Source organism: Bowmanella dokdonensis (genome assembly GCF_017254865.1).
GTDB lineage: Bacteria > Pseudomonadota > Gammaproteobacteria > Enterobacterales > Alteromonadaceae > Bowmanella > Bowmanella dokdonensis.
Genome location: NZ_JAFKCV010000001.1, coordinates 420109 through 446981, shown reverse-complemented (window position 1 = coordinate 446981; position 26873 = coordinate 420109). Strand labels below are relative to the sequence as shown.

General features: G+C 55.0%; 27 protein-coding genes. 7 read left to right on the top strand and 20 right to left on the bottom strand.

What is annotated here, in order from left to right; genetic code table 11:
- The first annotated feature begins 2 nt into the window (after positions 1-2).
- Entirely contained in the window at positions 3-1283 is a 1281-nt protein-coding gene (gene hemL / locus J0A66_RS02055) for a glutamate-1-semialdehyde 2,1-aminomutase (RefSeq protein ID WP_206572099.1), read from the top strand.
- 62 nt (positions 1284-1345) lie between these two features.
- A complete protein-coding gene (locus J0A66_RS02050; RefSeq protein ID WP_206572098.1) occupies positions 1346-2467 on the top strand; it encodes an adenylate/guanylate cyclase domain-containing protein in 1122 nt (373 codons plus the stop codon).
- Here the strand turns inward: J0A66_RS02050 and J0A66_RS02045 are convergent.
- Entirely contained in the window at positions 2454-3374 is a 921-nt protein-coding gene (locus tag J0A66_RS02045; RefSeq protein ID WP_206572097.1) for a sensor domain-containing diguanylate cyclase, read from the bottom strand. The two genes, J0A66_RS02050 and J0A66_RS02045, sit on opposite strands and share 14 nt — an antisense overlap.
- 187 nt (positions 3375-3561) lie before the next feature.
- Here J0A66_RS02045 and J0A66_RS02040 point away from each other — a divergent pair, with 187 nt between their 5' ends.
- On the top strand, positions 3562-4227 hold the full coding sequence (locus tag J0A66_RS02040; RefSeq protein ID WP_338143860.1) for a rhamnogalacturonan acetylesterase: 666 nt from the start codon (positions 3562-3564) through the stop codon (positions 4225-4227).
- On the opposite strand, the gene mrcB is transcribed toward J0A66_RS02040, so the two are convergent.
- Both mrcB and hrpB read right to left on the bottom strand, forming a co-directional pair.
- Positions 4224-6548 (bottom strand): penicillin-binding protein 1B, encoded by a 2325-nt coding sequence (gene mrcB / locus J0A66_RS02035; protein WP_206572095.1) that lies wholly within the window; start codon positions 6546-6548, stop codon positions 4224-4226. The two genes, J0A66_RS02040 and mrcB, sit on opposite strands and share 4 nt — an antisense overlap.
- The gene (hrpB, locus tag J0A66_RS02030; RefSeq protein WP_206572094.1) at positions 6545-8995 is read right to left on the bottom strand and encodes an ATP-dependent helicase HrpB; all 2451 of its coding nucleotides are present in this window, start codon (positions 8993-8995) and stop codon (positions 6545-6547) included. The genes mrcB and hrpB overlap by 4 nt, the downstream gene beginning before the upstream one ends.
- Positions 8996-9091: 96 nt before the next feature.
- Between hrpB and thpR the strand changes: the two genes are divergently transcribed.
- The 3 genes from thpR (at position 9092) to J0A66_RS02015 (ending at position 13126) form a co-directional block, all read left to right on the top strand.
- Positions 9092-9646, top strand: coding sequence for an RNA 2',3'-cyclic phosphodiesterase (gene thpR, locus J0A66_RS02025; protein WP_206572093.1), 555 nt, complete (start codon positions 9092-9094; stop codon positions 9644-9646).
- Between the two features lie 106 nt (positions 9647-9752).
- Positions 9753-10607: a formyltetrahydrofolate deformylase gene (gene purU / locus J0A66_RS02020; protein WP_206572092.1), complete on the top strand. Its 855-nt coding sequence runs from the start codon at positions 9753-9755 to the stop codon at positions 10605-10607.
- A gap of 137 nt (positions 10608-10744) precedes the next feature.
- Positions 10745-13126, top strand: a complete 2382-nt coding sequence (locus tag J0A66_RS02015; protein ID WP_206572091.1) for a TonB-dependent receptor — start codon at positions 10745-10747, stop codon at positions 13124-13126.
- Between the two features lie 351 nt (positions 13127-13477).
- Here J0A66_RS02015 and J0A66_RS02010 read toward each other — a convergent pair whose 3' ends face one another.
- The 17 genes from J0A66_RS02010 to rpsJ form a co-directional block, all read right to left on the bottom strand.
- Positions 13478-13792, bottom strand: a complete 315-nt coding sequence (locus J0A66_RS02010; protein WP_206572090.1) for a type II toxin-antitoxin system mRNA interferase toxin, RelE/StbE family — start codon at positions 13790-13792, stop codon at positions 13478-13480.
- The gene (locus J0A66_RS02005) at positions 13777-13965 is read right to left on the bottom strand and encodes a hypothetical protein (RefSeq protein WP_206572089.1); all 189 of its coding nucleotides are present in this window, start codon (positions 13963-13965) and stop codon (positions 13777-13779) included. Before J0A66_RS02005 ends, J0A66_RS02010 begins: the two co-directional genes overlap by 16 nt.
- A gap of 314 nt (positions 13966-14279) precedes the next feature.
- Complete coding sequence (gene pntB, locus J0A66_RS02000) at positions 14280-15653, bottom strand: Re/Si-specific NAD(P)(+) transhydrogenase subunit beta (RefSeq protein WP_206572088.1); 1374 nt, start codon at positions 15651-15653, stop codon at positions 14280-14282.
- Entirely contained in the window at positions 15653-17206 is a 1554-nt protein-coding gene (locus J0A66_RS01995) for a Re/Si-specific NAD(P)(+) transhydrogenase subunit alpha (RefSeq protein ID WP_206572087.1), read from the bottom strand. The genes pntB and J0A66_RS01995 overlap by 1 nt, the downstream gene beginning before the upstream one ends.
- Positions 17207-17361: 155 nt before the next feature.
- Entirely contained in the window at positions 17362-18102 is a 741-nt protein-coding gene (locus J0A66_RS01990) for a hypothetical protein (protein WP_206572086.1), read from the bottom strand.
- Between the two features lie 122 nt (positions 18103-18224).
- Positions 18225-18782 carry a hypothetical protein gene (locus J0A66_RS01985; RefSeq protein WP_206572085.1) on the bottom strand — a complete coding sequence of 186 codons (558 nt, stop codon included), beginning with the start codon at positions 18780-18782 and terminating at the stop codon, positions 18225-18227.
- Positions 18783-19308: 526 nt separating this feature from the next.
- Entirely contained in the window at positions 19309-19569 is a 261-nt protein-coding gene (rpsQ, locus tag J0A66_RS01980) for a 30S ribosomal protein S17 (protein ID WP_206572084.1), read from the bottom strand.
- Entirely contained in the window at positions 19569-19760 is a 192-nt protein-coding gene (rpmC, locus tag J0A66_RS01975; RefSeq protein ID WP_206572083.1) for a 50S ribosomal protein L29, read from the bottom strand. Before rpmC ends, rpsQ begins: the two co-directional genes overlap by 1 nt.
- Positions 19760-20173, bottom strand: coding sequence for a 50S ribosomal protein L16 (gene rplP / locus J0A66_RS01970; protein WP_206572082.1), 414 nt, complete (start codon positions 20171-20173; stop codon positions 19760-19762). Before rplP ends, rpmC begins: the two co-directional genes overlap by 1 nt.
- A gap of 3 nt (positions 20174-20176) precedes the next feature.
- The gene (rpsC, locus tag J0A66_RS01965) at positions 20177-20887 is read right to left on the bottom strand and encodes a 30S ribosomal protein S3 (protein ID WP_206572081.1); all 711 of its coding nucleotides are present in this window, start codon (positions 20885-20887) and stop codon (positions 20177-20179) included.
- Between the two features lie 9 nt (positions 20888-20896).
- Positions 20897-21229, bottom strand: a complete 333-nt coding sequence (gene rplV, locus J0A66_RS01960; protein ID WP_206572080.1) for a 50S ribosomal protein L22 — start codon at positions 21227-21229, stop codon at positions 20897-20899.
- Positions 21230-21240: 11 nt separating this feature from the next.
- A complete protein-coding gene (rpsS, locus tag J0A66_RS01955) occupies positions 21241-21516 on the bottom strand; it encodes a 30S ribosomal protein S19 (RefSeq protein ID WP_206572079.1) in 276 nt (91 codons plus the stop codon).
- A 15-nt stretch (positions 21517-21531) separates the two neighbouring features.
- Complete coding sequence (gene rplB / locus J0A66_RS01950) at positions 21532-22356, bottom strand: 50S ribosomal protein L2 (protein ID WP_206572078.1); 825 nt, start codon at positions 22354-22356, stop codon at positions 21532-21534.
- A 15-nt stretch (positions 22357-22371) separates the two neighbouring features.
- Positions 22372-22674 (bottom strand): 50S ribosomal protein L23, encoded by a 303-nt coding sequence (gene rplW / locus J0A66_RS01945; protein ID WP_206572077.1) that lies wholly within the window; start codon positions 22672-22674, stop codon positions 22372-22374.
- Positions 22671-23276: a 50S ribosomal protein L4 gene (gene rplD, locus J0A66_RS01940; RefSeq protein ID WP_206572076.1), complete on the bottom strand. Its 606-nt coding sequence runs from the start codon at positions 23274-23276 to the stop codon at positions 22671-22673. Before rplD ends, rplW begins: the two co-directional genes overlap by 4 nt.
- Before the next feature lie 17 nt (positions 23277-23293).
- Positions 23294-23932, bottom strand: a complete 639-nt coding sequence (gene rplC, locus J0A66_RS01935) for a 50S ribosomal protein L3 (RefSeq protein WP_206572075.1) — start codon at positions 23930-23932, stop codon at positions 23294-23296.
- Between the two features lie 17 nt (positions 23933-23949).
- Positions 23950-24261, bottom strand: coding sequence for a 30S ribosomal protein S10 (gene rpsJ, locus J0A66_RS01930; RefSeq protein WP_010179497.1), 312 nt, complete (start codon positions 24259-24261; stop codon positions 23950-23952).
- 376 nt (positions 24262-24637) lie between these two features.
- Between rpsJ and J0A66_RS01925 the strand changes: the two genes are divergently transcribed.
- A complete protein-coding gene (locus J0A66_RS01925; protein WP_206572074.1) occupies positions 24638-26860 on the top strand; it encodes a GspE/PulE family protein in 2223 nt (740 codons plus the stop codon).
- Positions 26861-26873: the final 13 nt, after the last annotated feature.

Below are 26873 nucleotides of genomic sequence, written 5' to 3'. Positions count from 1 at the left end.
AGATGCAAAAATCCATTCAGTTGTTTGAACGGGCCCAGGTCCATATCCCCGGCGGGGTAAACTCACCGGTACGCGCCTTCAAAGCCGTAGGTGGCACGCCCCTGTTTATCGAACGGGCCGACGGACCCTATATTTTCGATGCCGATGGCAAACGCTATATCGACTATGTCCAGTCCTGGGGTCCCATGGTGCTTGGTCACAACCATCCGGCCATCAGGTCGGCTGTGCTCAAAGCGGTGGAAAAAGGCCTCAGCTTCGGGGCCCCTACCGAGGCCGAAGTGGAAATGGCCGAATTGGTCAGTACGCTGGTACCCTCCATGGAAATGGTGCGTATGGTCAACTCAGGCACAGAGGCCACCATGAGCGCCATCCGTCTGGCAAGGGGCTACACGGGGCGGGACAAGATCCTCAAGTTTGAGGGCTGCTATCACGGCCATGCCGACGCCCTGTTGGTCAAGGCCGGGTCCGGGGCCCTGACCTTCGGTGTGCCCAGCTCTCCGGGGATCCCGGCGGATTTTGCCCAGCATACCCTGACCGTGGAATACAACAACCTGGACAGTGTGCGCCAGGCGTTTAGCGAGGTGGGCGAACAGATTGCCTGTATTATCGTCGAGCCGGTAGCCGGCAATATGAACTGTATCCCGCCTGTGGAAGGTTTCCTTGCAGGTCTGCGTGATATCTGTGATCAGTATGGTGCATTGCTGATACTGGATGAGGTTATGACAGGATTCCGGGTGGCCCTCGGCGGTGCCCAGGCTCATTACGGCATCCAACCGGATCTGACCTGCCTGGGCAAGGTCATCGGCGGTGGCATGCCAGTCGGCGCCTTTGGCGGTAAGGCCGATATTATGCGCCATATCGCACCCACTGGCCCGGTCTACCAGGCCGGCACCCTGTCCGGCAACCCGGTGGCCATGGCTGCGGGTCTGGCCTCACTGACCGCCATCCAGCAACCCGGGCTGTATGAACAGCTGACACAGCGCACACAAACCCTGGCAGAGGGTTTCAAAGCGCTGGCCGACAGGCATGGCGTGCCCATGAGCATCAACTACGCCGGCAGTATGTTCGGCCTGTTCTTTACCGATGTGGAGCGGGTCACCCATTACCAGCAGGCCATCAACTGCAATATCCAGCAGTTCAACCGCTTCTATCATGCCATGCTGGCCGAAGGGGTGTATCTGGCACCTGCATCCTATGAAGCCGGCTTTGTTTCAGCCGCTCACGACAGCGCCATAGTCCAGCAGACTCTGGATGCGGCCGACAGGGTGCTGGCAACATTGTGACAACCCCAATGCCAGACCTGTCACAAGTATGACGCCAGCCCAGGATACCGGATGCCGCTGCCATGAGTGAATGGTTCGCTCAGCCCCTGAGCATGCTGTTACTCGGCACCTGCGTATTATTTGCCTTTATAATCCTGATGCTGGCCGGCCTGCTGCGCCAGGCCCGGGTTCGATACCACCGTCCCATCGTGCGACTGGAAGGCCATACCATTCAGCCACCGCCTGATTATGCTGCGGCATACAAGGATGAAGGTGAATCCGCTGCCAGTATCAGCAGAACCTTCGAGAAGTTTGTGCCGCGCCAGTTTGCCGAGCACTTTGCCAAACATGGCCAGGGCACACTGGAGCTGGGACGTGCCGACGAAGACGAAGTGGCTATCCTGTTTTGCGATATCCGTGGCTTTACCGGTCTGTCGGAGCGGATGTCGCCCCAGGAACTGATGAACTTCCTCAATTCCTACTTTATGCGGATGAACGAACCTATCCATGCTAACCGGGGTTTTATCGACAAGTTTATCGGTGACGCCATTATGGCCCTGTTTGACCATCCGGGCGGTAATAACCAGGACAAGGCCAGAGACTGTCTGCAGGCAGCTGCAGCCTTGCGTAAGGCGGTTGTCCAGTACAACCAGCACAGAAAGAACTCCGGCTATCCGCCCATCAATATCGGTATAGGCGCACATTTCGGGCCGGTCATTCTGGGCACAGTGGGTTCGGAAGACAGAATGGACACCACGGTAATAGGCGACAGTGTCAATATCGCCTATCGACTGGAGTCACTGGCGCCCAGATATGATGCGGATGTTCTGGTCAGCGCCCAGTTGCTCGATACGGCCGGGTTGAAAGGCGGGATTCCCCACCGGCTGCTGGACTGGGTCCGGGTTAAGGGCAAGAAAAATCCGGTTGAAATCCATGAGGTATTTGCCCATCAGGACGAGGCTGTCCAGCAGCAGAAGCTGGCGTCCGCATCCTGGCTCAAGCGGGGCATTGCACTGCGTAAAGACAGACGATGGCAGGAGGCGGCAGACTGTTTTACCAAAGGGCTGGAGGTCTGTCCCGGGGACCGGGTGCTGAATCATCATATCGCCCAATGCCACCTGCTCAGCCAACTGGCGTTACCCCAGGACTGGGATGGCGCCCTCGACCTGGATCCAGCCGATCCCTATCGGACTATTCCTCAATAACCACACGGTTTCTGCCTTTTTCCTTGGCCTTATACAGGGCGTTGTCGGAACGACTGATCAATTGTTCGATGTCGCTGTCGCTCACCCTGATGGTACTGACCCCGGCACTGAGAGTGACGCAGGCGTTTTCCCCCAACAAGCCCTGCAGGTCATGCTCACCTATGCACCGCCGTAGCCGTTCGGCCAGCCTGCCAGCATCTTTCAGGGAAGTATTGGGCAACAGCACGGCAAACTCTTCGCCGCCGTAACGACAGAACAAATCCTGTTCACGCAGTTGAGCGGCGCAGAGCCGGGTCACAATACGCAATACCTTGTCGCCGGCGATATGGCCGAACCTGTCATTAATGGATTTGAAATGATCCAGATCGAAAATCATCAGTGAGGTGGCGTGATGATAACGCTTGAATTCGGCGAATTTTTCCTCCAGCTCCTCCATCAGCTTGCGTCTGTTGTAGATGCCGGTCAGTTCATCCTGTTCGCTCAGTCGCCTCAGCTCAGCCTGCATCTGATGCCTTTCGGTGATATTGCGCGCCACCCAGACCACCGCCCGTTCACCTTTGACCAGGGACGAAATGGGCTGAATGCGCCCTTCAAACCAGAGCTCCTCTGCCGGACCACTGATATCTTCAGAACCTTTAAGATCCTTTGAGCCGAGGGCATATTCCACCGTATGCAAGCCTTCTGTCTCTATGGCCCGGCGGATCTCATGCAAAAACCAGTCGGCCTTTTCTTTGGGCATGACATCATGCAGGGTAAAGTCCACCAGATGTGAACCATCATGGTAATAGCGGGCGTCATGACCACCTATCAGCGCCACATAGCGGCCGCTCTCGGTCAGGACAAAGACAGGATCGGGCAGGGCTGCCAGCATCTCCATCAACAAATTCAAATCCTGTTTGACGCTCATTCACTCCCCGATCACAAAATCCCATTCACATACCAGGCTGACAGCTCCAATAGGTATAGCCTGTTCATAGTCCATGATATCGGTACTAACCGAAGATGCCAGTTAAAACTTGGGCTGAAAAGTGCAAAAAGAAAGGAATTAAAGTGAAAAATGGCGGGAAGTCTTTGTTAGTGATCCCTTGCACCTGGTGGGGGATTCCACCATGTCGGACAAGCCCAATCTGGCTTACCCCGAGCGGGGCTGGGGACAGTTGTTGCCGCAGTTTGCCTCCCCGACCCTCAACATCGTCAACCATGCGGCCAATGGCCGCAGCACCCGGCGTTTCAAAGACGAAGGCCGCTGGCAGATGCTGCTATCGGAGCTGAAGGAAGGGGACTACGTGCTGATTCAGTTTGGCCATAATGATCAGAAGAAGGAGGATCCAGCCCGTTATGCATCAGTGGAAAGGGATTACCCGCAGTTCCTGGGTGATTTTATCGCCGACATCAGAAAGAAAAACGCCATCCCCATCCTGGCCAGCTCCATCTGCAGGCGGCACTTCAAAGACGGTAAGCTGGACAGGAATCTGAAGGACTATGCCGAAGCTGCCAGGAAGGTGGCGCAGCGGGAGAAGGTGGACTTCGTCGATCTGCAAAGCCTGACCTGTGATTTTCTGGCCGAAACCGGCGAAGCCGACAGCCAGCAATATTTTATCCAGGTGCCGGCAGACTTGTATGCCCGTTATCCGGAGGGCAAGTCCGACAATACCCATCTGAATGTGCAGGGTGCAGCCAAGGTCGCCCAGTTTTTTGTCCGGGATCTGCTTCGCCAGCAGCATCCGCTGGCGAAGCATTTTTATCGGCAGCGGCTCTAGCTGCCAAACAGCCGCTCCCAGAAGGATTTTTTGTTTTCATTCACCGGCTGCTTTGCCTGGGCACAGGGTTTGGGCGCGGTCAGGGCGCTCAGAACGGCGGGTACACTGACGCTGCCCGGGCAGCCCGGCTCCAGGTGCTGGCCTGAGAGCGTATCGAAATGGGCAATGCCCAAGCCAGCCGGAAATGGCCTGACCAGGGATTTGGGGTGTTGCCGCTTCTGATAGTCCATATACAGGGGCAGTGCGCCGGTGGCGCCGGCCAGACCTGTACTGTCGTTGTTGTCCTTACCCAGCCAGATGGTCACCAGGTTGTGCCGGTCAAACCCGGCATACCAACTGTCCCGGTAATCATCCGTTGTGCCCGTCTTACCGGCCAGGTGCAGCCGTGGGAAGGCGTCTTTAAGCACCTTGGCCGTGCCTTCACGTGTCACTTTATTCAGGGCGTAGTTGATCAGGTAGACGGCTTGCGGGTCGGCCCGACGCTGGGCGATGGGCGGTTGCCGCCAGATCAGATTGCCACCGGCGTCCGTCACCGCATCGATGCTGTGCAGGGGCACATACAGGCCTTCATTGGCCAGGGTCTGATACATCTGGTTGACCTCCAGCGGTGTCAGTGCCGCCGCTCCCAGTGTGAGGGCCGGGTATTGGCTGACCGGCGACTCGACGCCAAGACGTTTGAGCGTATAGGCGATTTCATCCAGGCCCACCTCCATGCCCAGGGTCACCGTCGGCACATTCAAGGATCGGCTCAATGCCGTCAGCAGCGACACCTGTCCGCGGAACTGCTTGTCGGAGTTTTGCGGTGACCAGAGCTGGCCATGGTTGCTCTTCAGATGGATAGGTTCATCTTTGAGCTGGCTGGCCAGGTTGTAATAGGCCGGCTGTTCCAGGGCCGTCAGATAGACCACCGGCTTGATGATAGAGCCGATGGAACGCCTGGCGTCCAGGGCCCGATTAAATCCCTCGAAATCCGTCTGCCGGCTGCCAATCATGGCACGTATCTCGCCACTGGCGATATCCGTCACCACCATGGCTGCCTCAAGATCCTGTAACTTGCGATGCCGTTCCAGTTCGTCCAGACCGTTGCGCACCGCAAGTTCAGCCTTACGCTGCGCCAGGGGATCCAAGGTGGTGAAAATCTTGATACCGGCCTGGTGCATATCCGGGTTGGGAAGAATATCGTGCAGTTCCCGGCGCACCCTGTCCATAAAGGCCGGATGTTTGCCCCGGGCCAGCGCCGACTTGCCGCTGAGGCCGAGGGGCGATTTCAGCCAACTGGCGTAGGTGGGTGCGGCAACGCCCCGCTCTTCAAACAACAATCTCAGCACCAGGTTGCGCCTTTCCAGCACCCGTTCAGGTGCCCGTCTGGGATTGTAATAGGAGGGGCCTTTGATAATTCCCACCAGCATGGCCATCTCAGGCACGCTGAGTTCGTTGAGGGGCCGGTCGAAATAGAAGTAGCTGGCCAGGCCAAAGCCGTGCACCCCGTTGCTGCCGTTCTGGCCAAGGAAGACTTCGTTCAGATAAGCCTGCAGAATTTCCTCTTTGCTGTACCTGAGCTCGATAAGCAGCGCCATCAGGGCTTCGTTAGCCTTGCGGGTCAGGGACTTTTCCTGGGTCAGGAACAGGTTTTTAATCAGTTGCTGGGTCAGGGTACTGCCCCCCTGCACGGCGCGTCCGGCGCTGATATTGGCAATCAGGGCTCTGGCAATGGACAAGGGAGCGATGCCATGGTGCTGATAAAAATCCCGGTCTTCCACCAGCATCAGCATGTCGGTGAGCTCCCTGGGCACGTCTTCCAGCTGCACCAGCATGCGATCCTCACGACTACTGTTGGTAAAGCGGGTGACCAGCCAGGGCTCAAGACGAATCTGTCGCTGTGCACCCTGCCTGCTGTCGCGTATCTCCGTCAGCTCGCCGCCGGAAAAACTTAACCGGAGTTTCCGCTCGGGCTCCTCGCCATCGGCAAACTCAAAGGCGCGGCGATAGATGGCCAACTGATTGCCCCTGATACTGTACTCACCGCTGCTGTCTGCATCCACTACCCGCCGGTAAGCCAGCCACTCCAGCTCTTCCACCACCTCCTCGATACTCAGCTCCTCTCCTACCTGCAAGGTCAGCGGCCTGGCATAAATTTGCGCCGGCACCTGCCAGGTATTGCCATTCATGCGTTGCTTGATTCTGGCATCCAGATACAGGCCATAGGCGCCAATGGCCAGCAGCAGGATCAGCGACAGTTTGAACTTATGCCGCCACAGCCACTTAACCGGATTCAGCGAACGGGAGGGAGTGGAGCGCTTTTTGCTCAACTTTTTACTCAATGTGACATTGCCTTCTTGGTTTTGGTGGTAGCCTGGGCGGTGGCGGGATCATCCGGCCAGAAATGCTTTGGATAGCGACCTTTCATTTCGTTTTGTACCTCTTTGTAGCTGCCGGCCCAGAAGCCGGCCAGATCACGGGTCTTCTGCAATGGACGCCTGGCGGGGGACAAGAGTTCAATTGACAGGACGATCTTACCGCGGCACAGGACCGGCGTCTCGGCCAGACCATAGATTTCCTGCATCCGCACTGACAGAGTGACTGTGCCGTCCTGCTCATATCGAAGTGCACAGCGACTGCCGCTGGGTACTGTGATATGGCCGGGCAGTTCCCTATCCAGCAGGCTTAGCGCCTGCCAGTCCAGCCGGTTCTTTAGCAGGCTGAGAAAGTCCAGGGCTGCCAGTTGCTTAAAACTGCGGCTCTTGCCCAGATAAGGCAACAGCCAGTTCTCCAGGTCCTTCAGCAGCGCCTGCTCTGTCCATTGCTGTGAATCGAACTCCGGCAACTGCTCAGCCGCCAGGCGGACCCTGGCCAGCCACTGGCTGGCATTTTCAGGCATCGGCAGCCAGTCCAGCCCTTTGTCCCGGACCAACTGTGCCCACAGCGTCTGTAGTTGCGGCTCGTCCAATTGTGCCTGGTTTTCGCTGCTAAGCACTATCTTACCCAGCCTTAACTGACTGATTGCACGAATCTGCCGCTGATCCTCATCCCACTGGGCATTGAAATGCTGCGAGATGAGATGGGAATAATCTGTTTTCAGCCTGGCCAGGGGAACCGGCGCCGCCAGTCCTGCTTTTGCGTCACCACTGCGGCTTTGCAGCAGGTTGGTCACCACCAGATACTCGTGACGGCATAAACTGTCGGACTCGTCCAGTTGCACCCCCAGGCCGCTGGCCAGCAGGTAACGGCCATTGCCACGAGACTTGGCGATATGATCCGGGTAGGCCCGCGCCAACAACACGCCGGCCTGGTCACTATCAAAACGGGTTAACCGGATTCCCAGGCGACTGGCCCAGTTTGCAGCCAGCCTGCTAAGGGGATCGCCGCCGCGTCTGAGCAGATAATCCAGACGAAGTTCCACAGAAACCGTATCCGCCCTCCCCAGCGGATCCTTACTTTCCACCAGCACGGCCAGATAGCAGGCCAGTGACAGAGACGCATCATCCATTGCTTTGGCGGCCAGCAGCATATTGGCCAGTCTGGGATGGCAACCCAGTTGACAGAGTTGCCGGCCGTGGGGGGTGATTTTTCCGTTTTTGTCCAGTGCGCCCAGTTTCCTCAGCAGTTCACTACTCTGGGCAAGCTGGGCGTCTGTGGGCTTATCCAGCAGCGGCAGGTCTGTCAGTTCGGCTCCCCAGGCAGCGGCCTCGAGCTGTAACGGCGCCATGTCGGCCAACAGTATCTGGGGGACCGTCTGCCGGGCCAGCCGGCTGTGCTGCTCTTCGCCCCATAGCCTGTAGCAGATACCCGGTCCCAGCCTGCCTGCACGTCCGGCCCGCTGAGTGGCAGAGGCCTGGGAAACCTTCTGCAAGGTCAGGTGCGTAATGCCTTGATTCAAATCGAAGCGGGCCACTTTTTCCAGACCGCTGTCCACCACCACCCTGATGCCTTCTATAGTCAGGCTGGTTTCGGCGATATTGGTGGCCAGCACCAGCTTGCGCTCCCCGGAACTGAGCGGTGCAATAGCGGCCATTTGCGCCTCTTTGCCCAAGTCTCCGTAAAGGCAATACAACCGCACATTATCAGGCAACTCCGATTCCAGTTGTTCGACCAGGCGGCGTATTTCACCGGCGCCGGGCAGAAAAGCCAGCAGACTGCCTGACTCTTCGGCCAGGGTTTTTCTGATTACCGAGGCCATGGTCGCCAGCCAGGGCTGGTGAGGGTTGATGGTCTGATAGCGTATGTCCACCGGGAAGCTGCGTCCTTCAGTGCGCAGATGTGCTGCATCGGGCAGGATCCGCTCCAACGGCATATTCTCCAGCGTGGCGGACATGACCAGCAGGCGCAAGTCCTCACGCAGTGCCGCCTGGCTCTCCAGAGACAACGCCAGGGAAAAATCACCGTGCAGGTTGCGCTCGTGGAACTCGTCAAAGATGATCAGTCCCACCCCGCCCAGCTCCGGGTCCTGTTGGATAAGACGGGTCAGCAACCCTTCGGTGAGAATTTCCAGGCGGGTGCCGGCGCTGACCCTGGCCTCACCACGGATCCGGTAGCCGATGGTGTGCCCCACCGGCTCGCCCAACTGTTCGGCCAGATAGCCGGCGATGGCCCTTACTGCTACCCGCCGTGGCTGCAGCATCAGAATCTTCCTGCCCGCCAGCCACTCCTGTTCGAGCAATCTCAAAGGCAGGTAAGTGGACTTGCCCGCCCCGGGGGGGGCGCTCAGAATCACATTCTGGTCTTGAAGGGTGCGGCAAAGGGTTTCTGAAAGAGAAGCAACGGGAAGCAAGGAAACTCCGATGAAGACGACGGCCAATGAAGTAGCGAACTCAAGTCGATAGTGTACCCTTGTAGAAACACGAAGACACCCCTGGATAGTTTTTCCATGCGCTGCTTTTTCGGCCTTGAGCTGGAACCCAACGACAAGCTGGCTATCGACAGATGGCGCTCGGTCAGTCTGCCGCCATTGGACAACCCGGTCAGCGCCGACAATCTGCACATTACCCTCGCCTTTCTGGGCCAGGTGGAAGTAGCCCGGATTGAAGCACTGGCAGAGGCGGCATCCAAAGTCAGGGCCAGCGAATTCTCCCTCCTGGTGGATCAACTGGGTTACTGGTCAAAGCCCAAAACACTCTGGATTGGACCCACTTTGGTGGCGCCTGCGCTTGAGGATCTGGCGGGCAAACTGGGGCAACTGGCCAGTCGCTTCGGCCTGCCCAGGGACAGCCGCCCTTATATTCCCCATATCAGCCTGTTTCGCAAGCAGAGTGATAATCCTCCGGCGGCTTTAATGCCGCCTGCCTTTGAGCTGGAATTCAGGCGTTTCTGCCTGTTTGAATCGCTATCAACCAAGACCGGCGTACGGTACCGGGTGCTGGAATGCTGGCCCCTTGTCAGCGAAATGAGTATCCGTGACCGACTCAGGAAAGGTCGAATCTAGGCTCTGGGCTATTTGATATTCTAAACTGAGGCTTTACCTTCATTCTGTACAGGGGTAGAACTAAGCATCTGGTCCGAATAACCCCAGCAGTAAGCACAGGAATGCCATGCAACAAACCTTTCGATTAACCATAGACTGTCCCGATCAGGTGGGCCTGGTCGCGGCCGTCAGCCAGTTTCTGGCGGGCCACAGTGCCACCATCGTGGAGGCCAACCATCATACCGATCAACAAACCGGACGCTTTTTCATGCGCCACGAGATCCGGGCCGATTCGCTGCCACTGAGTCTGGAAGCCTTTCGTGATGCGTTTCGACCTATCGCCGAGCAGTATCAGATGAACTGGCGGCTGACCGACTCGCACCAGAAACAGAAAGTAGCGCTGCTGGCCAGCCATGAATCCCACTGCCTCATCGATCTGTTGCATCGCTGGCATACCAACGAACTGCATTGCGATATACCCTGCATCATTGCCAACCATCCGCATATGCAGCAGTTTGCCGACTGGTACAATATTCCTTTTCACTGGGTGGATTTCCAGGGACTGGGCCGGGACAAGGCCTTTGAGGAAATCCAAACCCTGCTGGCACACTACCGGGCGGATCTGACGGTGCTTGCCCGCTTTATGCAGATTCTGCCTGACAGCCTGTGCCGTGAGCTGGCTGGCAAAGCCATCAACATTCACCACAGCTTCCTGCCCTCCTTTGCCGGGGCCAGGCCTTATCAGCAGGCTTACGAACGGGGGGTCAAGCTGATCGGCGCCACCTGTCACTATGTGACCTCAGATCTCGACGAGGGCCCCATTATCGAACAGGAAGTCATACGTATCAGCCACAGCGACACCGCCGCCGACATGGTGCGCAAGGGCAAAAACTGTGAAAAGCAGGCCCTGGCCAACGGCGTACGCTATCACTTGGAGGACAGGGTAATTATCCATCATCACAAGACCGTCGTATTTGCATAACAACAAACTGTTTTTAAAGAGAATATTTCGTTAGGAGAGTTTGCACTCCGGTCCCTATACTGGTTTTGTCTGATTCTGCACAACCTATGGGGCAGATAAGACTAAGGACCAATACTAAAAATAAATCGGAGTGCAAAATGAACTCACTCAGCAACAAGTACATAGTTAAGAGCCCCGTCTGCCTGGCGGTAATGCTGGCCCTGACCAGCAGTCCCAACCTGTATGCCCAGACTACAGACTCCCAGGACGGTGCCGACAAGCCCCTCGAGAAAATCATCGTCACCTCCCGTCGTAAGGAAGAGACGCTGGTGGAAATCCCCATGGCCGTGTCCAGCGTATCTGCCATGGAAATCGAAGATCGCAACTATACCAGCACCACAGATATCTACCGGACCCTGGCCGGAGCGGCCATGCCAAGGGGCGAGCTGATTCTCCGTGGCCTGAGTGGCGGCAATACCACCACCCCAGACACCACCACGACTTTTGTCGATGATATTCCGTTCGATTTTACCAACCTGGCTGACATTGAGCGGGTGGAAGTGCTCCGGGGCCCCCAGGGCACCCTGTACGGCTCCAATGCCATCGGCGGCACCGTGCGTATTATCACCAAAAAGCCGGTCCTGGATGAATTTGAGCTGTTCGGCTCGGTACAGGCCGGCGGTGAAAAGGATGTGGACGGTTACGACAGCAATATCTCCCTGGGTGTGAATGTGCCGCTGATAGAAGGCAAGCTGGCCCTGCGCGTCAACGGCAATATGGAGCATGACCAGTTGCCCTTCGTCAATATTAACACCGGTCTTCAGTCGGATGTGGATCGCGGCTTTCTGCGCAGTCAGTTGCTATGGCAGGTGACCGATGAGGTGGATGTGACCTTTGGCTTTTCAAGGATAGAATACCAGGATCGGGGTTATGATCTGGGCGACCGTTCCAAGCCCGGCTATTACTATGACTTTGTCGCCGATGCCAATCCCGACGCGCCCTATGGTTATGATGTGGAAGAAATAGTCATTGACTGTGATCCCGCTCTTGAGCGGCCAGCCTGCAAGGGTGGCAGTGCGCCGATTGCAGACAAAGGCGTGCCGCAGAAGTATCAGATTTGGGAACGGCTGGATCCCTGGTACGAGAGCAGCTCCAACCTGTACACATTGAATATTAACGACGACAACTTTTTCGATTTCGCCACTCTGACCTATGCCGGCTCCTACCGCAAGTTCAAGACCGACTCCCTGGACAGCTGGACCCGCCTGGATGCCGACGATCTGTTCCTGACCTGGATCATTAACGATGATTATTATGAAAAGACAACCAGCGAGCTGCGCTTTCAGAACCTGAATCCAGGTCCCCTGTCCTGGACGGTTGGCATGTTCTACGACAAGCAGGAAACCAAGAATTCCTTAAACAACCAGAACCAGTATCACGAGCAGGGCGATCTTGCCTCAGCCCTGGCCCTGTACTGGTGGGGAGTCGATGTGACCGAGCTTGGCCAGGAGACCTTCGGTAATCCACAGAACAACTGGCGCTATTCGCTGATCAAAGACTACTACCGGGAGTTTGCCCTGTTTGCCGATGTGGCCTACACCTTCGATCTGGGCGACATGGGGGAATTCGAGCTTAACGGCGGTGTCCGTCGCTTCGATCTGGAAGACGAGTTCCAGGACGACGCCAGCGGAATCTGGTCGGACGCCGACACTTATGCCAAAGGCAGCGAGTCGGGCAACCGCTACAAGCTCAGCGCTTCCTGGCGTCCGAACCGTGATATGTCGGTCTATGCCCTTTACTCCGAAGGCTACCGCCCCGGCGGCAACAATGGGCCGCTGGCCGGTTCCTGTGTTGACGATCCCAAGGCCGGTGAACGTCAGGACCGCTATACCTCGGATTCCATTGAGAACTACGAGCTCGGACTCAAAGCCAGTACCTGGGGAGGAAAGTTCGACTTTGCCACTGCCATCTACCAGATCGACTGGACGGATATTAAGACCGATATCTATATGGATACCTGCGGGTTTACTTATGTGGCCAACGCCGGTGAGGCCCGCTCCCGTGGGGTGGAATTTGAATCCACCGCTTATCTGAGGGAAAACCTCAAAGCTACCTTTAATACCTCCTATACCAGCTCTGAGGTGACCAAGGACAATGAGGCCATCGGCGCCAAGGCCGGGGATGATATGACCATGGTGCCCGAATGGAACGCTTACCTGGCCCTGGACCAGGGATTCGATCTGTTCGGCAAGCAGGCCTATGTGCGCGGGGACTTTACCTACTACGGCGAGTACAAGACCCACTTCAATACCAGGGATGAGGATGTGGTGCCGTCTTACAGTTACTTTAACCTGTCAGGCCGGATTGAGGTCACCGATGATGTGAAACTCAGTGTGCATATCAATAACCTGTTCGACAAGGAGGCCGTCAAATACAAGGCCGCCCGCAGCCGAAGCGTGGACAACACCACCGCACAGCAATATATAGACTATCTGGAAGGCCGCAGCCTGACGATTCGAGTGGATTACACTTTCTATTGATAGGCTGATAATTCAAATATAAAGCCCTGCTTTTGCAGGGCTTATTTGTATCAACCACAAAAACACGAAGGGCACAGAGAGTTAGAAGTATTCAAAAATAAACTTGTGGTTCTAGTCGACTCTTACAACCGAGTTCCCCAACGCATTGCCAAAGGCATCGTACCCATAGTGCAACTGGAAGGATAAGCACATGCTTTGCTGAGCAGCGTGAGAGTAATGCGTGGTTCTCACTACTCCAGGACCTTCGTCATAACCATATAATCATCCCGTCCATGCTTCATCTGTGTCCACTGTAGATATGCGGTCTTTTGTTTTAATTAAATAAAAAGTACAGGCCTGCTTGGGAGGGACTTATTCCGGTCCCCCGGATAAAAGGTTGGCCATATCACGACGGCCATGGAGCACCGCCAATACCAACAGTGTTTGGTCATCTTCCAGAACTTCATAGATAAGCCGGTAGTCGTAAATAAACACTTCCCGAAATGCTTCGCTTCCCGCTTCTGGTACTCTGCGCCCAAGCAGAGGATGCTTGGGTAAGTTACTAGTGCTTAATAGGATTTTCTCAACCACTACGCTGGCATAGAAAGGACTGTCCTTGTGGATATATTCGGCAATTTCATCCATGTCATCCAATGCAGCCTGCGACCAGACTATCCGGTAATCCACTTATTGAGCCTTTTCTCGGCATCAGCCTGGCTGATGCCGCCGTGCTGCTGAAAACTGGCCTGGCCACGTTTAACTTTTTCAAGGACATAAAGGCGGTATTGCAGTTCTTCCAGTTCACACTGTTCCGGCATCTGATCTAACAGCTCCTGTACTTCTGATTTGGCTACTTGCATGCTCAACTCTGATGTCTGATTGACCTATATTCATCATACACGCTGTGTATTTTTTCATACACACTTCGTGAACCCTGCGAATCATTGAACAGCAACATTGTTTGCTTAAAGGAAAACCAAAAAAGAAGCAGAGGACACAGAAATTTAAGCAAAGAGTCGGGGCCTACCCGCTGAATTCTCTGCGTCTTGGCGTCCTCAGCGCGATATCACCGGATGACAATTTCACTACACAAAGAGGTCCAAAGCAGGCACAAAGGCAAAACCGCTTCCAACTTCTGTGTGCCCTCCGTGGCTCTGAGGTTATCCTTACCTGTCTAAAGGGCCTTAAAGATCCCTTCCACCGAGGCCTTGGCATCGCCAAAGAGCATGGCGGTATTGTCCTTGAAGAACAGCGGGTTCTGCACCCCGGCATAGCCGGTATTCATGGAGCGCTTGAAGACGATAACGTTCTTGGCTTTCCACACCTCCAGCACCGGCATACCGGCGATGGGGCTGCCTGGATCTTCGGCGGCAGCGGGATTCACCGTATCGTTGGCGCCAATGACCAGCACCACATCGGTGCTGCCAAAGTCTTCGTTGATCTCATCCATCTCCAGCACTATGTCGTAAGGGACCTTGGCTTCGGCCAGCAGCACGTTCATGTGCCCTGGCAGACGACCAGCCACCGGATGAATACCGAAGCGTACCTCCACGCCCAAAGAGCGCAGCTTTTCCGTCATCTCGTAGACAGGGTACTGGGCCTGGGCCACCGCCATGCCGTAACCGGGCGTGATAATCACCGAATTGGCTTCCCTGAGCAGTTCAGCCACCTCCTCGGCTTTGGTTTCCCTGTACTCGCCCATCTCCTCATCGCCCGTGCTGCTGCCATCTGTACCGAAGCCGCCGGCAATCACGCTGATAAAGGAGCGGTTCATGGCCTTACACATGATATAGGAAAGGATGGCGCCGGAGCTGCCCACCAAAGCGCCGGTCACGATCAGGAGGTCGTTGGACAGCATAAAGCCGGCAGCCGCTGCCGCCCAACCCGAGTAAGAGTTGAGCATGGACACCACCACCGGCATATCCGCCCCACCGATGGATGCCACCAGGTGCCAGCCAAAGGCAAAGGCGATCAGAGTGACAATAATCAGGGTATTGGTGGAGCCGCCTGTATCCACATAGTGAAGCAATAACAGGAAGGAGACAATCACCGCCGCCAGATTCAGCTTGTGGCGGTGTGGCAACATCAGGGGCTTGGATGAGAATAAGCCACGAAGTTTACCAAATGCTACCACCGACCCGGTAAAGGTCACCGCCCCAATAAACACTCCCAGGAATACCTCTACTGAATGGATGGTTTGCATGGCGCCAATCAGCGGCGGATGTTCGATATGGGTATTAAAGCCCACCAGTACCGCCGCCAGACCCACGAAGCTGTGCAGTATCGCCACCAGTTCCGGCATTTCGGTCATTTCGACTTTTCTGGCCAGGTGCAGGCCGATAGCGGCGCCTATGACCATGGCCAGCAGGATCCAGCCCAGCCCATCAGACGCCGGGCTGAAAACAGTCGCCACCAAAGCGATGGCCATACCGATAATGCCGTAGACATTGCCGGCTTTGGCCGATTCCTGCTTGGACAGGCCGGCCAGGCTCATAATAAACAGCAGTGCCGCGACGATATAGGCCGCTTGTACAATTCCTGCAGACATCATTTTCCTCCCTTGCGGAACATCTCAAGCATGCGCCGGGTCACGGTAAAACCACCAAAAATGTTGATACTGGCAATCAGCACGGCAATAAAGGCCAGCAGGGTCACCAGTCCGTCACCCTTACCGATTTGCAGCAATGCCCCCACCACGATAATGCCGGAAATGGCATTGGTTACGGACATGAGCGGGGTATGCAGGGCATGTTTAACGTTCCACACCACGTAGTAGCCCACCACACAGGCCAGCACAAAGACGGTGAAATGAGACAGGAACTCGGGCGGAGCCGAATTGGCGACCCAGGCAAAGGCCGCGATCCCCGCTGCCAGCAAGCCGTATTTCTTTCTTGGATCGACCGGTTTTTCCGGCTCCTTTTCCTTAGGTGGTGCCACTTTGGGCTTGGACTGGGCCGAGACTTTTATCGGCGGTGCCGGCCAGGTGACCTCCCCTCTCTTAACCACAGTTACGCCGCGAATGACCAGATCTTCGAAATCCAGGTCTATCTGGCCGTCCTTGTTCTTGCACAACAGCTTGGCCAGGTTAACCAGGTTGGTGCCGTAGAGCTGCGACGCCTGAGCGGGCAGACGGCCCGGCATGTCCGTATAGCCGATGACTTTCACCCCACCGGGGGTAGTGACTATTTTATTGGCTTTGGTATAGGCACAATTGCCGCCGTTCGCCGCCGCCAGATCGACGATCACGCTGCCCGGCTTCATGGAGTCGATCATCTCCTTACTGATAAGCTTTGGTGCGGGCTTGCCGGGGATCAGGGCGGTGGTGATGATAATATCCACCTCCTTGGCCTGCTCGGCGTACAGCCGCTCTGCCGCCTTGTTGAATTCTTCGCTGGCTTCCTTGGCATAGCCGTCCGAGCTTTGCTCCATGCCCTGCACATCCACCTCAAGGAAATCGGCGCCCATGCTCTGCACCTGCTCCTTCACTTCCGGGCGGACATCGAAGGCCCGCACTATGGCACCCAGACTGCCCGCCGCGCCAATGGCGGCAAGCCCGGCAACGCCGGCACCGGCCACCAGAACTTTGGCCGGGGGTACTTTTCCGGCAGCCGTGATCTGACCGGTAAAGAAGCGGCCGAATTCGTGGGCCGCTTCCACCACCGCCCGGTAACCGGCGATATTGGCCATGGAGCTTAAGGCGTCGAGAGATTGTGCACGGGAGATACGCGGTACCGAATCCATAGCGAGGATGTTGGCCTGCTTATCGGCCAGGGCTTTGAGCAAGTCGGGATTCTGAGCCGGCCAGATAAAACTGACGATGGTGCTGTCTTGTCTTATCAGCTCAAATTCATCAATTTTCCTGCGGCCGTTTTTCATCGGCGCATTGACTTTGAAGATGATATCCGATTGCCAGACCTCGTCGCGCTGCCTGATGGTTGCTCCAGCCTCCTCATAAGCCTGATCGCTGAAACTGGCCAGTTCACCTGCCCCTGATTCCACCACTACCGCAAAACCCAGTTTGAGCAGTTGCTCCACCGTTTTGGGTGTGGCAGCGACCCGGGTCTCGTTGGTCAGTATTTCCTTGGGTACACCGATCTGCATGAGCAATGTCCTGTTAGTGTTTAATTTATAAACATTTTGTACAGAACATGGGCCGGATGATCAATGCACAAAATGAATAAGCTAGGGGATTTAACCATTTGCGTTCATTCCTGAACAAAATTTTCCCGGAGAATCTTTGCAACGGTGGTTCGGTCCTAAGGGGAACCACCGGAAGGGCCCCCTGCAAAATGCAGCAGGATTTCGGTGCCCTGGTACAGATAGCGCAGATGTAGAACTTCTCCGTTTTCCAGCAGCAATTCCAGCGGAACGTTGGACTGGGAAACAAAGTTGGGATCATTACTGCTGGTCAGACTCATCAGGTAGCTGCCATTGTCGGCATTGATGACACCCTGATACCGGTAATTGCTGGTATTGCCCCAGATATCCATAAAGATCAGGTTGGCTGCCCATTGCACGGCCGCATCAGACTGTCGGGAAAACCGGATATCCCCCCCTACGCCGGGCACATCGATGCCGGCTTCCTGATAACCGCTCAGTTGCCAGTAACCCCTTGGCAGGTAGAGCGCCGGATTATCGGGCACGGCTGTGTTCCCAACTGACGGTGCTGAGGCTTCACCGGACTGCTGATCCTGAAGGCTTCGCTCATTGGCCGGGGACTGTGCAGGAGTCGTTGCGTTAACCTGAGGATCAAGGGGTTGGCTGGTCTCTGCTCCGGTGCCCATGCCGGGCTTGTTGGCCGGCAACAATCTTGGCACCAGTAATAAGCCGACGCCGACCACGATCAGCAAAATCGAGGGATTGCTGACATCCAGCTTAATACCAAACCCTTCCAGATAATTCTTATTGCCATCCCGGCGACCAAAAATAAACAGCAGCAAGCCGACCCCAATCAATATTCCCCCGGTCAGCATCACAATCAGGTCGAAATGATCCATATACCCAACTCATGGCCATAAATTCCAACAAGTTTGGCACAAAATCCTTTTGTCGGCGTGGTTGGCTTTATCCGCAGTAGGTAAGCTCCAACAGCCAAGCAGCAACAGGGTTGATCAGATACTCAGAAGCTTATCTGGTAGGACAGGTGTAAAGAGGTGTCGATAAAAGCCTTCTCCTGGGGCGCGATCAGGCTTTGGTGCGCTGAATAGCTGGTCTGGGCCAGGCGCAGCTCCAAACTACCAGACTCCTTTTGATCGCCAAATCTGCTACTGAACATCCAGCTTTCACCTGTCTCCAGCTTGAGGCTGTCCCCGGCAGCAAAGGCGATTTCGCCAGCCTGGCTCTGGGCAAACCCCAACCCCCATGACAGGCTTGGGCTAACCTGATAGCGCGGCATAATCTCAAATCTGTAGGCTCTTTGACGGTGACCATTGGGGCAAATTTCCAGGCCCTGGTCACGCATCGACAGGGTAAAACCCAGGGAGATTTTATCGTCGAGCTCTTCCACATAACTCAGACTGCGAACCTTGTGTCGCAACCCGGACAGCCCCACCTTTAGTTCCGTCATTTGCCATTGAGCCTGATCATTCCACCCCCCTTGCAGTTCATAGAGGGGCTTTGCATTAACCGACAGCAGACTGGGAGCAAAGATCAGTATTGTAAGGGCTCTGAGTTTCATAATATGGCCTCCAGCGCAGGGACATTCCCAAGGACCACATTCCGAGCATAGAGGTTTTTGCCTGCCAGTTAAGTAAGTGATTCGATACCTTATTATGAATAGATTTTAAGCAATTGAATCTACTGGATATTGCATGTAAGCGGCAGCAAAGAAAATAATCTCTGAATCTGCCCAGAGCCGTTTTGAACGTCAGAAGCACGAGGATGGCCCGAAGGGGGTCGGACAGGGACGGCCCGATATACCAACTCGCCGGGAGCGAGTTGGAACGTCGGAGGTACGACGACCGCCCGAAGGGGGTCGGGCAGGGACGGCCCGATATACCAACTCGCCGGGAGCGAGTTGGAACGTCGGAGGTACGACGACCGCCCGAAGGGGGTCGGGCAAGGACGGCCCGACATACCAACTCGCCGGGAGCGAGTTGGAACGTCGGAGGTACGACGACCGCCCGAAGGGGGTCGGGCAGGGACGGCCCGACATAAAAAAGGCGCCAACCAAAAGGGGCGCCTTTTTTCAATCCAGATAAAGCTTAGACTTCAGTGGATTTCTCAACAACGTTGACCAGAGTAAAGTTCTTGGTCTTGGACAATGGACGACATTCACGGATAGTGACGATATCGCCAATGTTGCACTCGTTGTTTTCATCGTGAGCATGCAGTTTGGTGGTGCGCTTGATGAACTTCCCGTAGATAGGGTGCTTCACCCGACGCTCGATAGCGACAACAATGGACTTGTCCATTTTGTTGCTAACGACACGGCCCTGCAGCGTACGTGTATTTTTCTCAGTCATTACGCACCTGCCTTCTGAGTCAGAATGGTTTTAACACGCGCAATACTGCGACGCACTGACTTCAACTGGTGAGTCTTTTCCAGCTGACCTGTGCTGTGTTGCATGCGCAGGTTGAACTGTTCGCGCAGCAGATTCAGCAGCTCTGCGTTCAGCTCTTCCACGCTTTTGTCTTTCAGTTCAGTAGCTTTCATTACATCACCGTCCGAGTTACAAAGGTTGTTTTGAAAGGCAGTTTCGCAGCAGCCAGAGCGAAGGCTTCACGAGCCAGCTCTTCAGGAACACCTTCCATTTCGTACAGCACGCGACCTGGCTGGATCTGACATACCCAGTATTCCACGTTACCCTTACCTTTACCCTGACGAACCTCAAGAGGTTTCTCAGTGATAGGCTTGTCGGGGAATACCCGGATCCAGATCTTACCTTGACGCTTAACGTGACGAGTCAGAGCACGACGAGCCGCTTCAATCTGGCGGGCTGTCATACGACCACGACCCACGGCCTTCAGGCCGAAAGTACCGAAGCTGACCTTACCGCCGGCAATCGCCATGCCGCGGTTACGACCTTTGTGCTGCTTACGGAATTTCGTACGTTTTGGTTGTAACATCTCTTAGCCCCCTTGCTTAGCGCTGCGGCCTTTCTTCTTAGGTGCTGGAGCAGGTTGCTGTTCAGCTGCGTTGGCAGTCTGCAGGCCACCCAGAACTTCACCTTTGAAGATCCACACTTTAACGCCAATGATACCGTAGGTAGTGCCGGCTTCAGAGGTTGCGTAATCGATGTCGGCACGGAACGTATGCAGGGGCACACGGCCTTCACGATACCATTCAGTACGGGCGATCTCGGCGCCGCCAAGACGACCGCTGACTTCAACCTTGATACCCTTGGCACCAATACGCATGGCATTCTGAACCGCACGCTTCATGGCGCGACGGAACATCACACGGCGCTCCAGCTGGCTGGAGATGCTGTCGGCGACCAGTTGCGCATCCAGCTCAGGCTTACGAACCTCAGCGATGTTGATCTGCGCAGGAACGCCAGCCAGGCTTGAAACGCGCTTACGCAGTTTTTCTACGTCTTCACCTTTCTTACCGATGACCACGCCAGGACGAGCAGTGTGAATAGTCACACGGATGCTCTTGGCGGGGCGCTCGATGACGATCTTGGACACTGACGCATTTTTCAGTTCCTTGGTCAGGAACTGACGTACCTGATGGTCATTGAAAAGATTATCAGCATACTCTTTAGTATTAGCGTACCAGGTAGAAGTCCATGGTTTACTGATACCCAGGCGTATACCTGTAGGATGTACCTTCTGTCCCATTATCTACTCCTAGTTATCAGCCACAACAACAGTGATGTGACTGCTACGCTTGAAAATACGGTCCGCACGGCCTTTGGCACGAGGCTTGATACGCTTCATGGTCGGGCCTTCGTCGACGAAAATCTTCGCAACTTTCAGCTCGTCGATATCTGCACCTTCGTTATGCTCGGCATTGGCGATGGCAGACTCCAGAACCTTCTTGACCAGGTCAGCCGCTTTCTTGGGGCTGTAAGTCAAAAGCTCCAGAGCTTTCTCAACGTGCATTCCGCGAATTTGATCCGCTACCAGGCGCGCTTTCTGGGCCGAGGTGCGGGCAAAACGATGTTTAGCTAATGCTTCCATTATCCTATCCCTTATCTCTTGGCCTTCTTATCAGCGATATGACCGCGATAAGTACGCGTTGGCGCAAATTCGCCCAACTTGTGGCCGACCATTTCGTCAGTAACCAGTACTGGAACATGTTGGCGACCGTTATGGACTGCAATGGTCAACCCAATCATATTTGGGATGATCATGGAACGACGTGACCAGGTTTTAATTGGACGACGATCATTCTTTTCCACCGCAGTCTCTACCTTCTTCAACAAGTGCAGGTCGATAAATGGACCTTTCTTGAGAGAACGTGGCATGGTGAATCCTCGCTATTACTTATTACGACGACGTACGATGAGTTTATCGGTACGCTTGTTATTACGGGTCTTCTTACCCTTGGTGGGTTTACCCCAAGGAGAGACTGGGTGACGGCCACCAGAGGTACGACCTTCACCACCACCGTGTGGGTGATCTACCGGGTTCATGGCAACACCACGAACGGTCGGACGAACACCACGCCAGCGCTGCGCACCCGCTTTACCCAACTGACGCAGCATGTGCTCGGCGTTGCCCACTTCACCAATGGTGGCGCGACAATCTGCCAGTACCTTGCGAACTTCGCCGGAGCGCAGACGCAGAGTCACATAACCGCTTTCACGGGCCAGAATCTGAGCGTAGGCACCTGCGGAACGGGCCATCTGGGCACCTTTGCCAGGCTTCATTTCGATAGCGTGGACAGTGGTACCGATTGGCATGTTGCGCATGGGCATGCTGTTACCAGACTTGATCGCCGCAGAAGAACCAGACTGAATCTGATCTCCGGCTTTCATGCCTTTGGGCGCCAGGATGTAACGGCGCTCACCGTCTGCGTACAGCACCAGAGCGATGTTGGCAGAACGGTTTGGATCGTATTCCAGGCGCTCTACAGTGGCGGGAATGCCATCTTTGTTGCGCTTGAAGTCAACGATACGGTAATGCTGCTTATGACCGCCACCAATGTGACGAACAGTGATGCTACCGCCGTTGTTACGACCACCTGATTTGCTTTTCTTTTCCAACAAAGGTGCATAAGGTGCGCCCTTGTGCAGATCGGGATTAACGACCTGGACAACGTGGCGACGACCGGCAGAAGTTGGATTAGCTTTCAATAATGGCATGTCTAAATCCCCCTATTACTCAGCGCCACCGACGAAGTCGATGTCCTGACCTTCTTTCAGCTGAACGTAGGCCTTTTTCCAGTCGCTACGCTTGCCGATACGCATACCGTGACGCTTGGACTTACCCTTGACATTCACGGTGCGAACTGTGTTGACTTCAACTTCAAACAGTTTCTCAACTGCCTGCTTGATTTCAGCCTTGGTCGCGTCCTTCACGACTTTGAAAACCACTGTGTTACCGTTTTCGGCAGCCATGGTGGACTTCTCAGATACGTGTGGCGCCAGCACCACTTTCAGTAGACGTTCTTCGTTCATCATGCCAACGCCTCCTCAAGTTGTTTCACTGCGTCGGCAGTGATCAACACTTTTTCAAATGCGATCAGGCTGACAGGATCGATACCGGCTACGTCACGCACGTCAACCTTGTACAGGTTGCGGGCAGACAGGAACAGGTTCTCGTCTACTTCTGCAGTCACGATCAGTACATCATTCAAGTCCAGGGCTTTGAGCTTGGCCAAAAGTTCCTTGGTCTTGGGTGCTTCCACACCGAATTTCTCAACAACAATCAGACGATCCTGGCGAACCAGTTCAGACAGGATGCTTTTGATGGCACCACGGTACATCTTCTTGTTGACTTTCTGATCAAAGTCACGGGGCTTGGCTGCGAAAGCCTGACCACCACCAACCCAGATTGGGCTGCGGATGGTACCGGCACGGGCACGGCCAGTCCCTTTTTGACGCCATGGCTTTTTACCACCACCGCGGACTTCAGAACGCGTCTTTTGTGCTTTAGTCCCCTGACGGGCACCTGCACCGTATGCGACCACTACCTGGTGTACCAGAGCTTCGTTAAACTCACGTCCAAAGGTAGCTTCGGATACTTCAAGAGCGCTGTTCGCGTCTTTCAATACTAATTCCATCACTAATCTCCCAGACGTTACGCTTTAACCGCAGGTTTAACGATCACATCGCCACCTGTTGCACCGGGTACTGCACCGCGAACCAGAATCAGGTTGTTGGCAGCATCGACACGTACAACTTCCAAAGACTGAACTGTGACGCGCTCATCACCGAGCTGACCCGCCATCTTCTTGCCTTTGAAAACCTTACCAGGTGACTGGTTCTGACCGATTGAACCAGGGGCACGGTGAGACAAAGAGTTACCGTGTGAATTACGCTGGTGACGGAAGTTCCAACGTTTAATCGCACCGGCAAAACCTTTACCTTTGGAGGTACCTGTTACGTCAACAATGGCTTTCTCAGCAAAAATTTCGACAGTAATTTCACTGCCTACCTCAATGCCTTCACCTTCATTGCCATTCAGGCGGAATTCCCACAGACCGCGACCTGCATCGACCCCGGCTTTAGCAAACAAACCTGCTTCAGCCTTGGTGACACGGTTAGCTTTCTTGGTACCTGCAGTGACTTGCAGCGCACGATAACCGTCAGTCTCCTCAGTACGCAACTGAGTGACGCGGTTAGGCGTTGCTTCGATAACAGTCACAGGAATGGACACGCCATCTTCAGTGAAGATGCGGGTCATACCTACTTTACGACCGACTATACCAATCGCCATGTTAAAACCCTCTCTTGTTAGCCCAGGCTGATTTGAACATCAACGCCGGCAGCCAAGTCCAACCTCATCAGCGCGTCTACTGTTTTATCAGTAGGCTCGATGATGTCCACCAAGCGCTTGTGGGTACGGATTTCATATTGGTCACGTGCATCTTTGTTTACGTGAGGAGAAATCAGAACCGTGTAGCGTTCTTTGCGGGTAGGCAGTGGGATAGGACCGCTAACCTGAGCACCAGTGCGTTTGGCAGTCTCAACGATTTCCGCTGTGGACTGATCGATCAACTTGTGATCAAACGCTTTCAAACGAATACGAATTCTTTGATTTGGCATCGACCAAGCTCCAATCAAAAGAACAAAAAAATTCACCCTCACCAACCTGATAATCCAGGGGGAGGATGGGTGTAAACCGCCGACCCACAATTGGGGTCTTGTCAGTCACTTGTTGCCCTGTAAAGCGGAAACAAATGCATGCCATTGAGGCAAGTGGCCGCGAATTATACCTATGTCGCTTTTTTATGCAACCAGATAAGCAGAAAAAACTTTATCTTTAGTCACTTGTCTCAGGGCAGGGCTCCTTAGAACGGGCCAGCGGACCCACTCAGGCAGCAGATATTTGGATTTAGCTGTATTCAGCCAACCCGGCCTCGTCTATAGTAGAAAACAGATGATGGAAGCACTTACTAAGTTCATGATTAGTTTATAAAACATGATAACCAATAAAGCGGATCGACAATTCGAACAGATAAAGCAGTTACTCTCCGATCATAAAGAGCTGATTGACGCCTACGACAAGCTCGAGCCCATCGTATTGCAGATGCTGGGTGCCGAACGCATGAGTATCTTCCAGCGCCGTCGCCAGCACCAGGATCTGGTGGCCCGCTTCAAGACCGGTAAGGAAGTCCGGGAAATCAAGGTGCCCATCACCCCCCAGTCCATCGCCGGCTATGTGGCGCTGAGCCAACTGCCGCTGCTGATAGCAGACCCCTATAACGCAGAAGAGTTGGCCGGCATCCATCCTCGCCTGCGTTTTGCCGACAAGTTCGACAAGTCCAGTTCCTTTACCACCCGCAATATTATCTGTGTTCCGATCATGAATGCCGGTGTCTTGCTGGGCGTCCTGCAGATCATCAACAAGCGCCAGGGCGACTTCAACACTGACGATCTGGAAATTGCCAACGAGCTGGCCACCATGATCGGCAGGCAATTCCGATTTGAGCTTGGCGGCACCAGCAAGCCATTTCAGTATCTGGTGCACAAGGAGTTGATATCGGAACGCAGTCTGGATGAGTTACTAGCCAACAGTAAGGATCCACGTCAGTTGGTACAGAGGCTGGCCACCGAACATCGTATCGCCGAAGATGAACTCGGCCATGCCTTATCGGTGCATTACCAGGTACCCTTCCTGGGCTATAACCCGGACAAGTACCATCTGCACCAGGGGAACAGCAAGCTCAACCTGTCTTATCTGAAACGTAATTATGTGGCCGTTATCGCCGACGCCGCAGAAAACCCCATTATATTGATGGCCGAACCCAATAACGCGGCCCTGCTGATGGAAATAGAAAGCGCCCTGGGCATCGACAGTTATGAAATTAATGTGGGCCTGCCCAACAGCATACTGCAATATCTGGGTGAAAATACCGGCAGCGGCGGCACCCCAGGTGAGATGGACGAGATCCTGGATGAAATAGGCGGCGGCGCGGAAGACCTTGAAGAGCAGGCCGAAGACCTCTCAGACGATGCTCCGGCGGTGGTGCGTCTGGTCAGCCGGATTCTGCATGACGCCAAACGCCTGAATGCATCGGATATCCATGTGGACGCCGAAAAGAATGGCCCAACCCGTGTCAGGATGCGTGTGGATGGGGTCTGTCGTGACATTACCCAGGTGCCCGCCTCCCACCATAACGCCGTGGTGGCACGTATAAAAATCCTGGCCAACCTTAACATCGCCGAAAAGCGCGTCCCCCAGGATGGCAAGCTGGCGGTGAAAATGTCCGGCCAACTGGTGGAAGTGCGGGTGGCCACCATCCCCACTGTCGCCGGAGAAGGCGTAGTGATGCGGATTCTGGCCTCAGGGGGGGCCATGCCGATGGAAAAGCTCAATCTTGCCCCACGCAACGAAGCCGTAATGCGCGAGATGATCAAGAAGCCCCATGGCATTATCCTGGTAGTGGGTCCCACGGGATCGGGTAAGACCACGACCTTGCACGCAGTACTCGGCGAGCTGAATACCCCGGAGAAGAAGATCTGGACGGCAGAAGATCCGGTGGAAATTACCCAGGCAGGTCTGCAGCAGGTTCAGGTCAGCCCCAAAATCGGCTTTACCTTCGCCAACGCCCTGCGCGCCTTTTTGCGGGCCGACCCGGATATCATCCTCATTGGTGAGATGCGGGACAAGGAAACCGCCCATGCGGGTATTGAGGCCTCACTCACCGGCCACCTGGTGCTCTCCACCCTGCATACCAACTCGGCCCCTGAAACCATTACCCGACTTCTGGATCTGGGGCTGGATCCGGTCAACTTCTCAGATGCCTGTGTGGGGATCCTGGCCCAGCGTCTGATCCGTACCCTGTGCAGCAACTGCAAGGAGGCCTATCAGGCCAGCGAAGCCGACTTGGGCTTCATTAAGCGCCAATATGGTGAAGAATATCTGGATGAAATCGGCTACAAGGAGCCCCTGACCCTGTATCGGGCCAAGGGCTGCGACAATTGCGGCGACACCGGCTACAAAGGGCGTACCGGGGTACACGAGCTGCTGTCCATGACACCAGAACTGCGTGCGCTGGTTTATAAGGAATCTGCTGTGGCGGCCATGAAGGAACAAGCCATGAAAGACGGCATGCGCACACTGACCCAGGACGGTATCTATAAGGTTCTAAAAGGTGATACGGATATTGCCCAGGTGCAAATCATCAGCGGCACTGAGTAATCAGGGCCAGCGG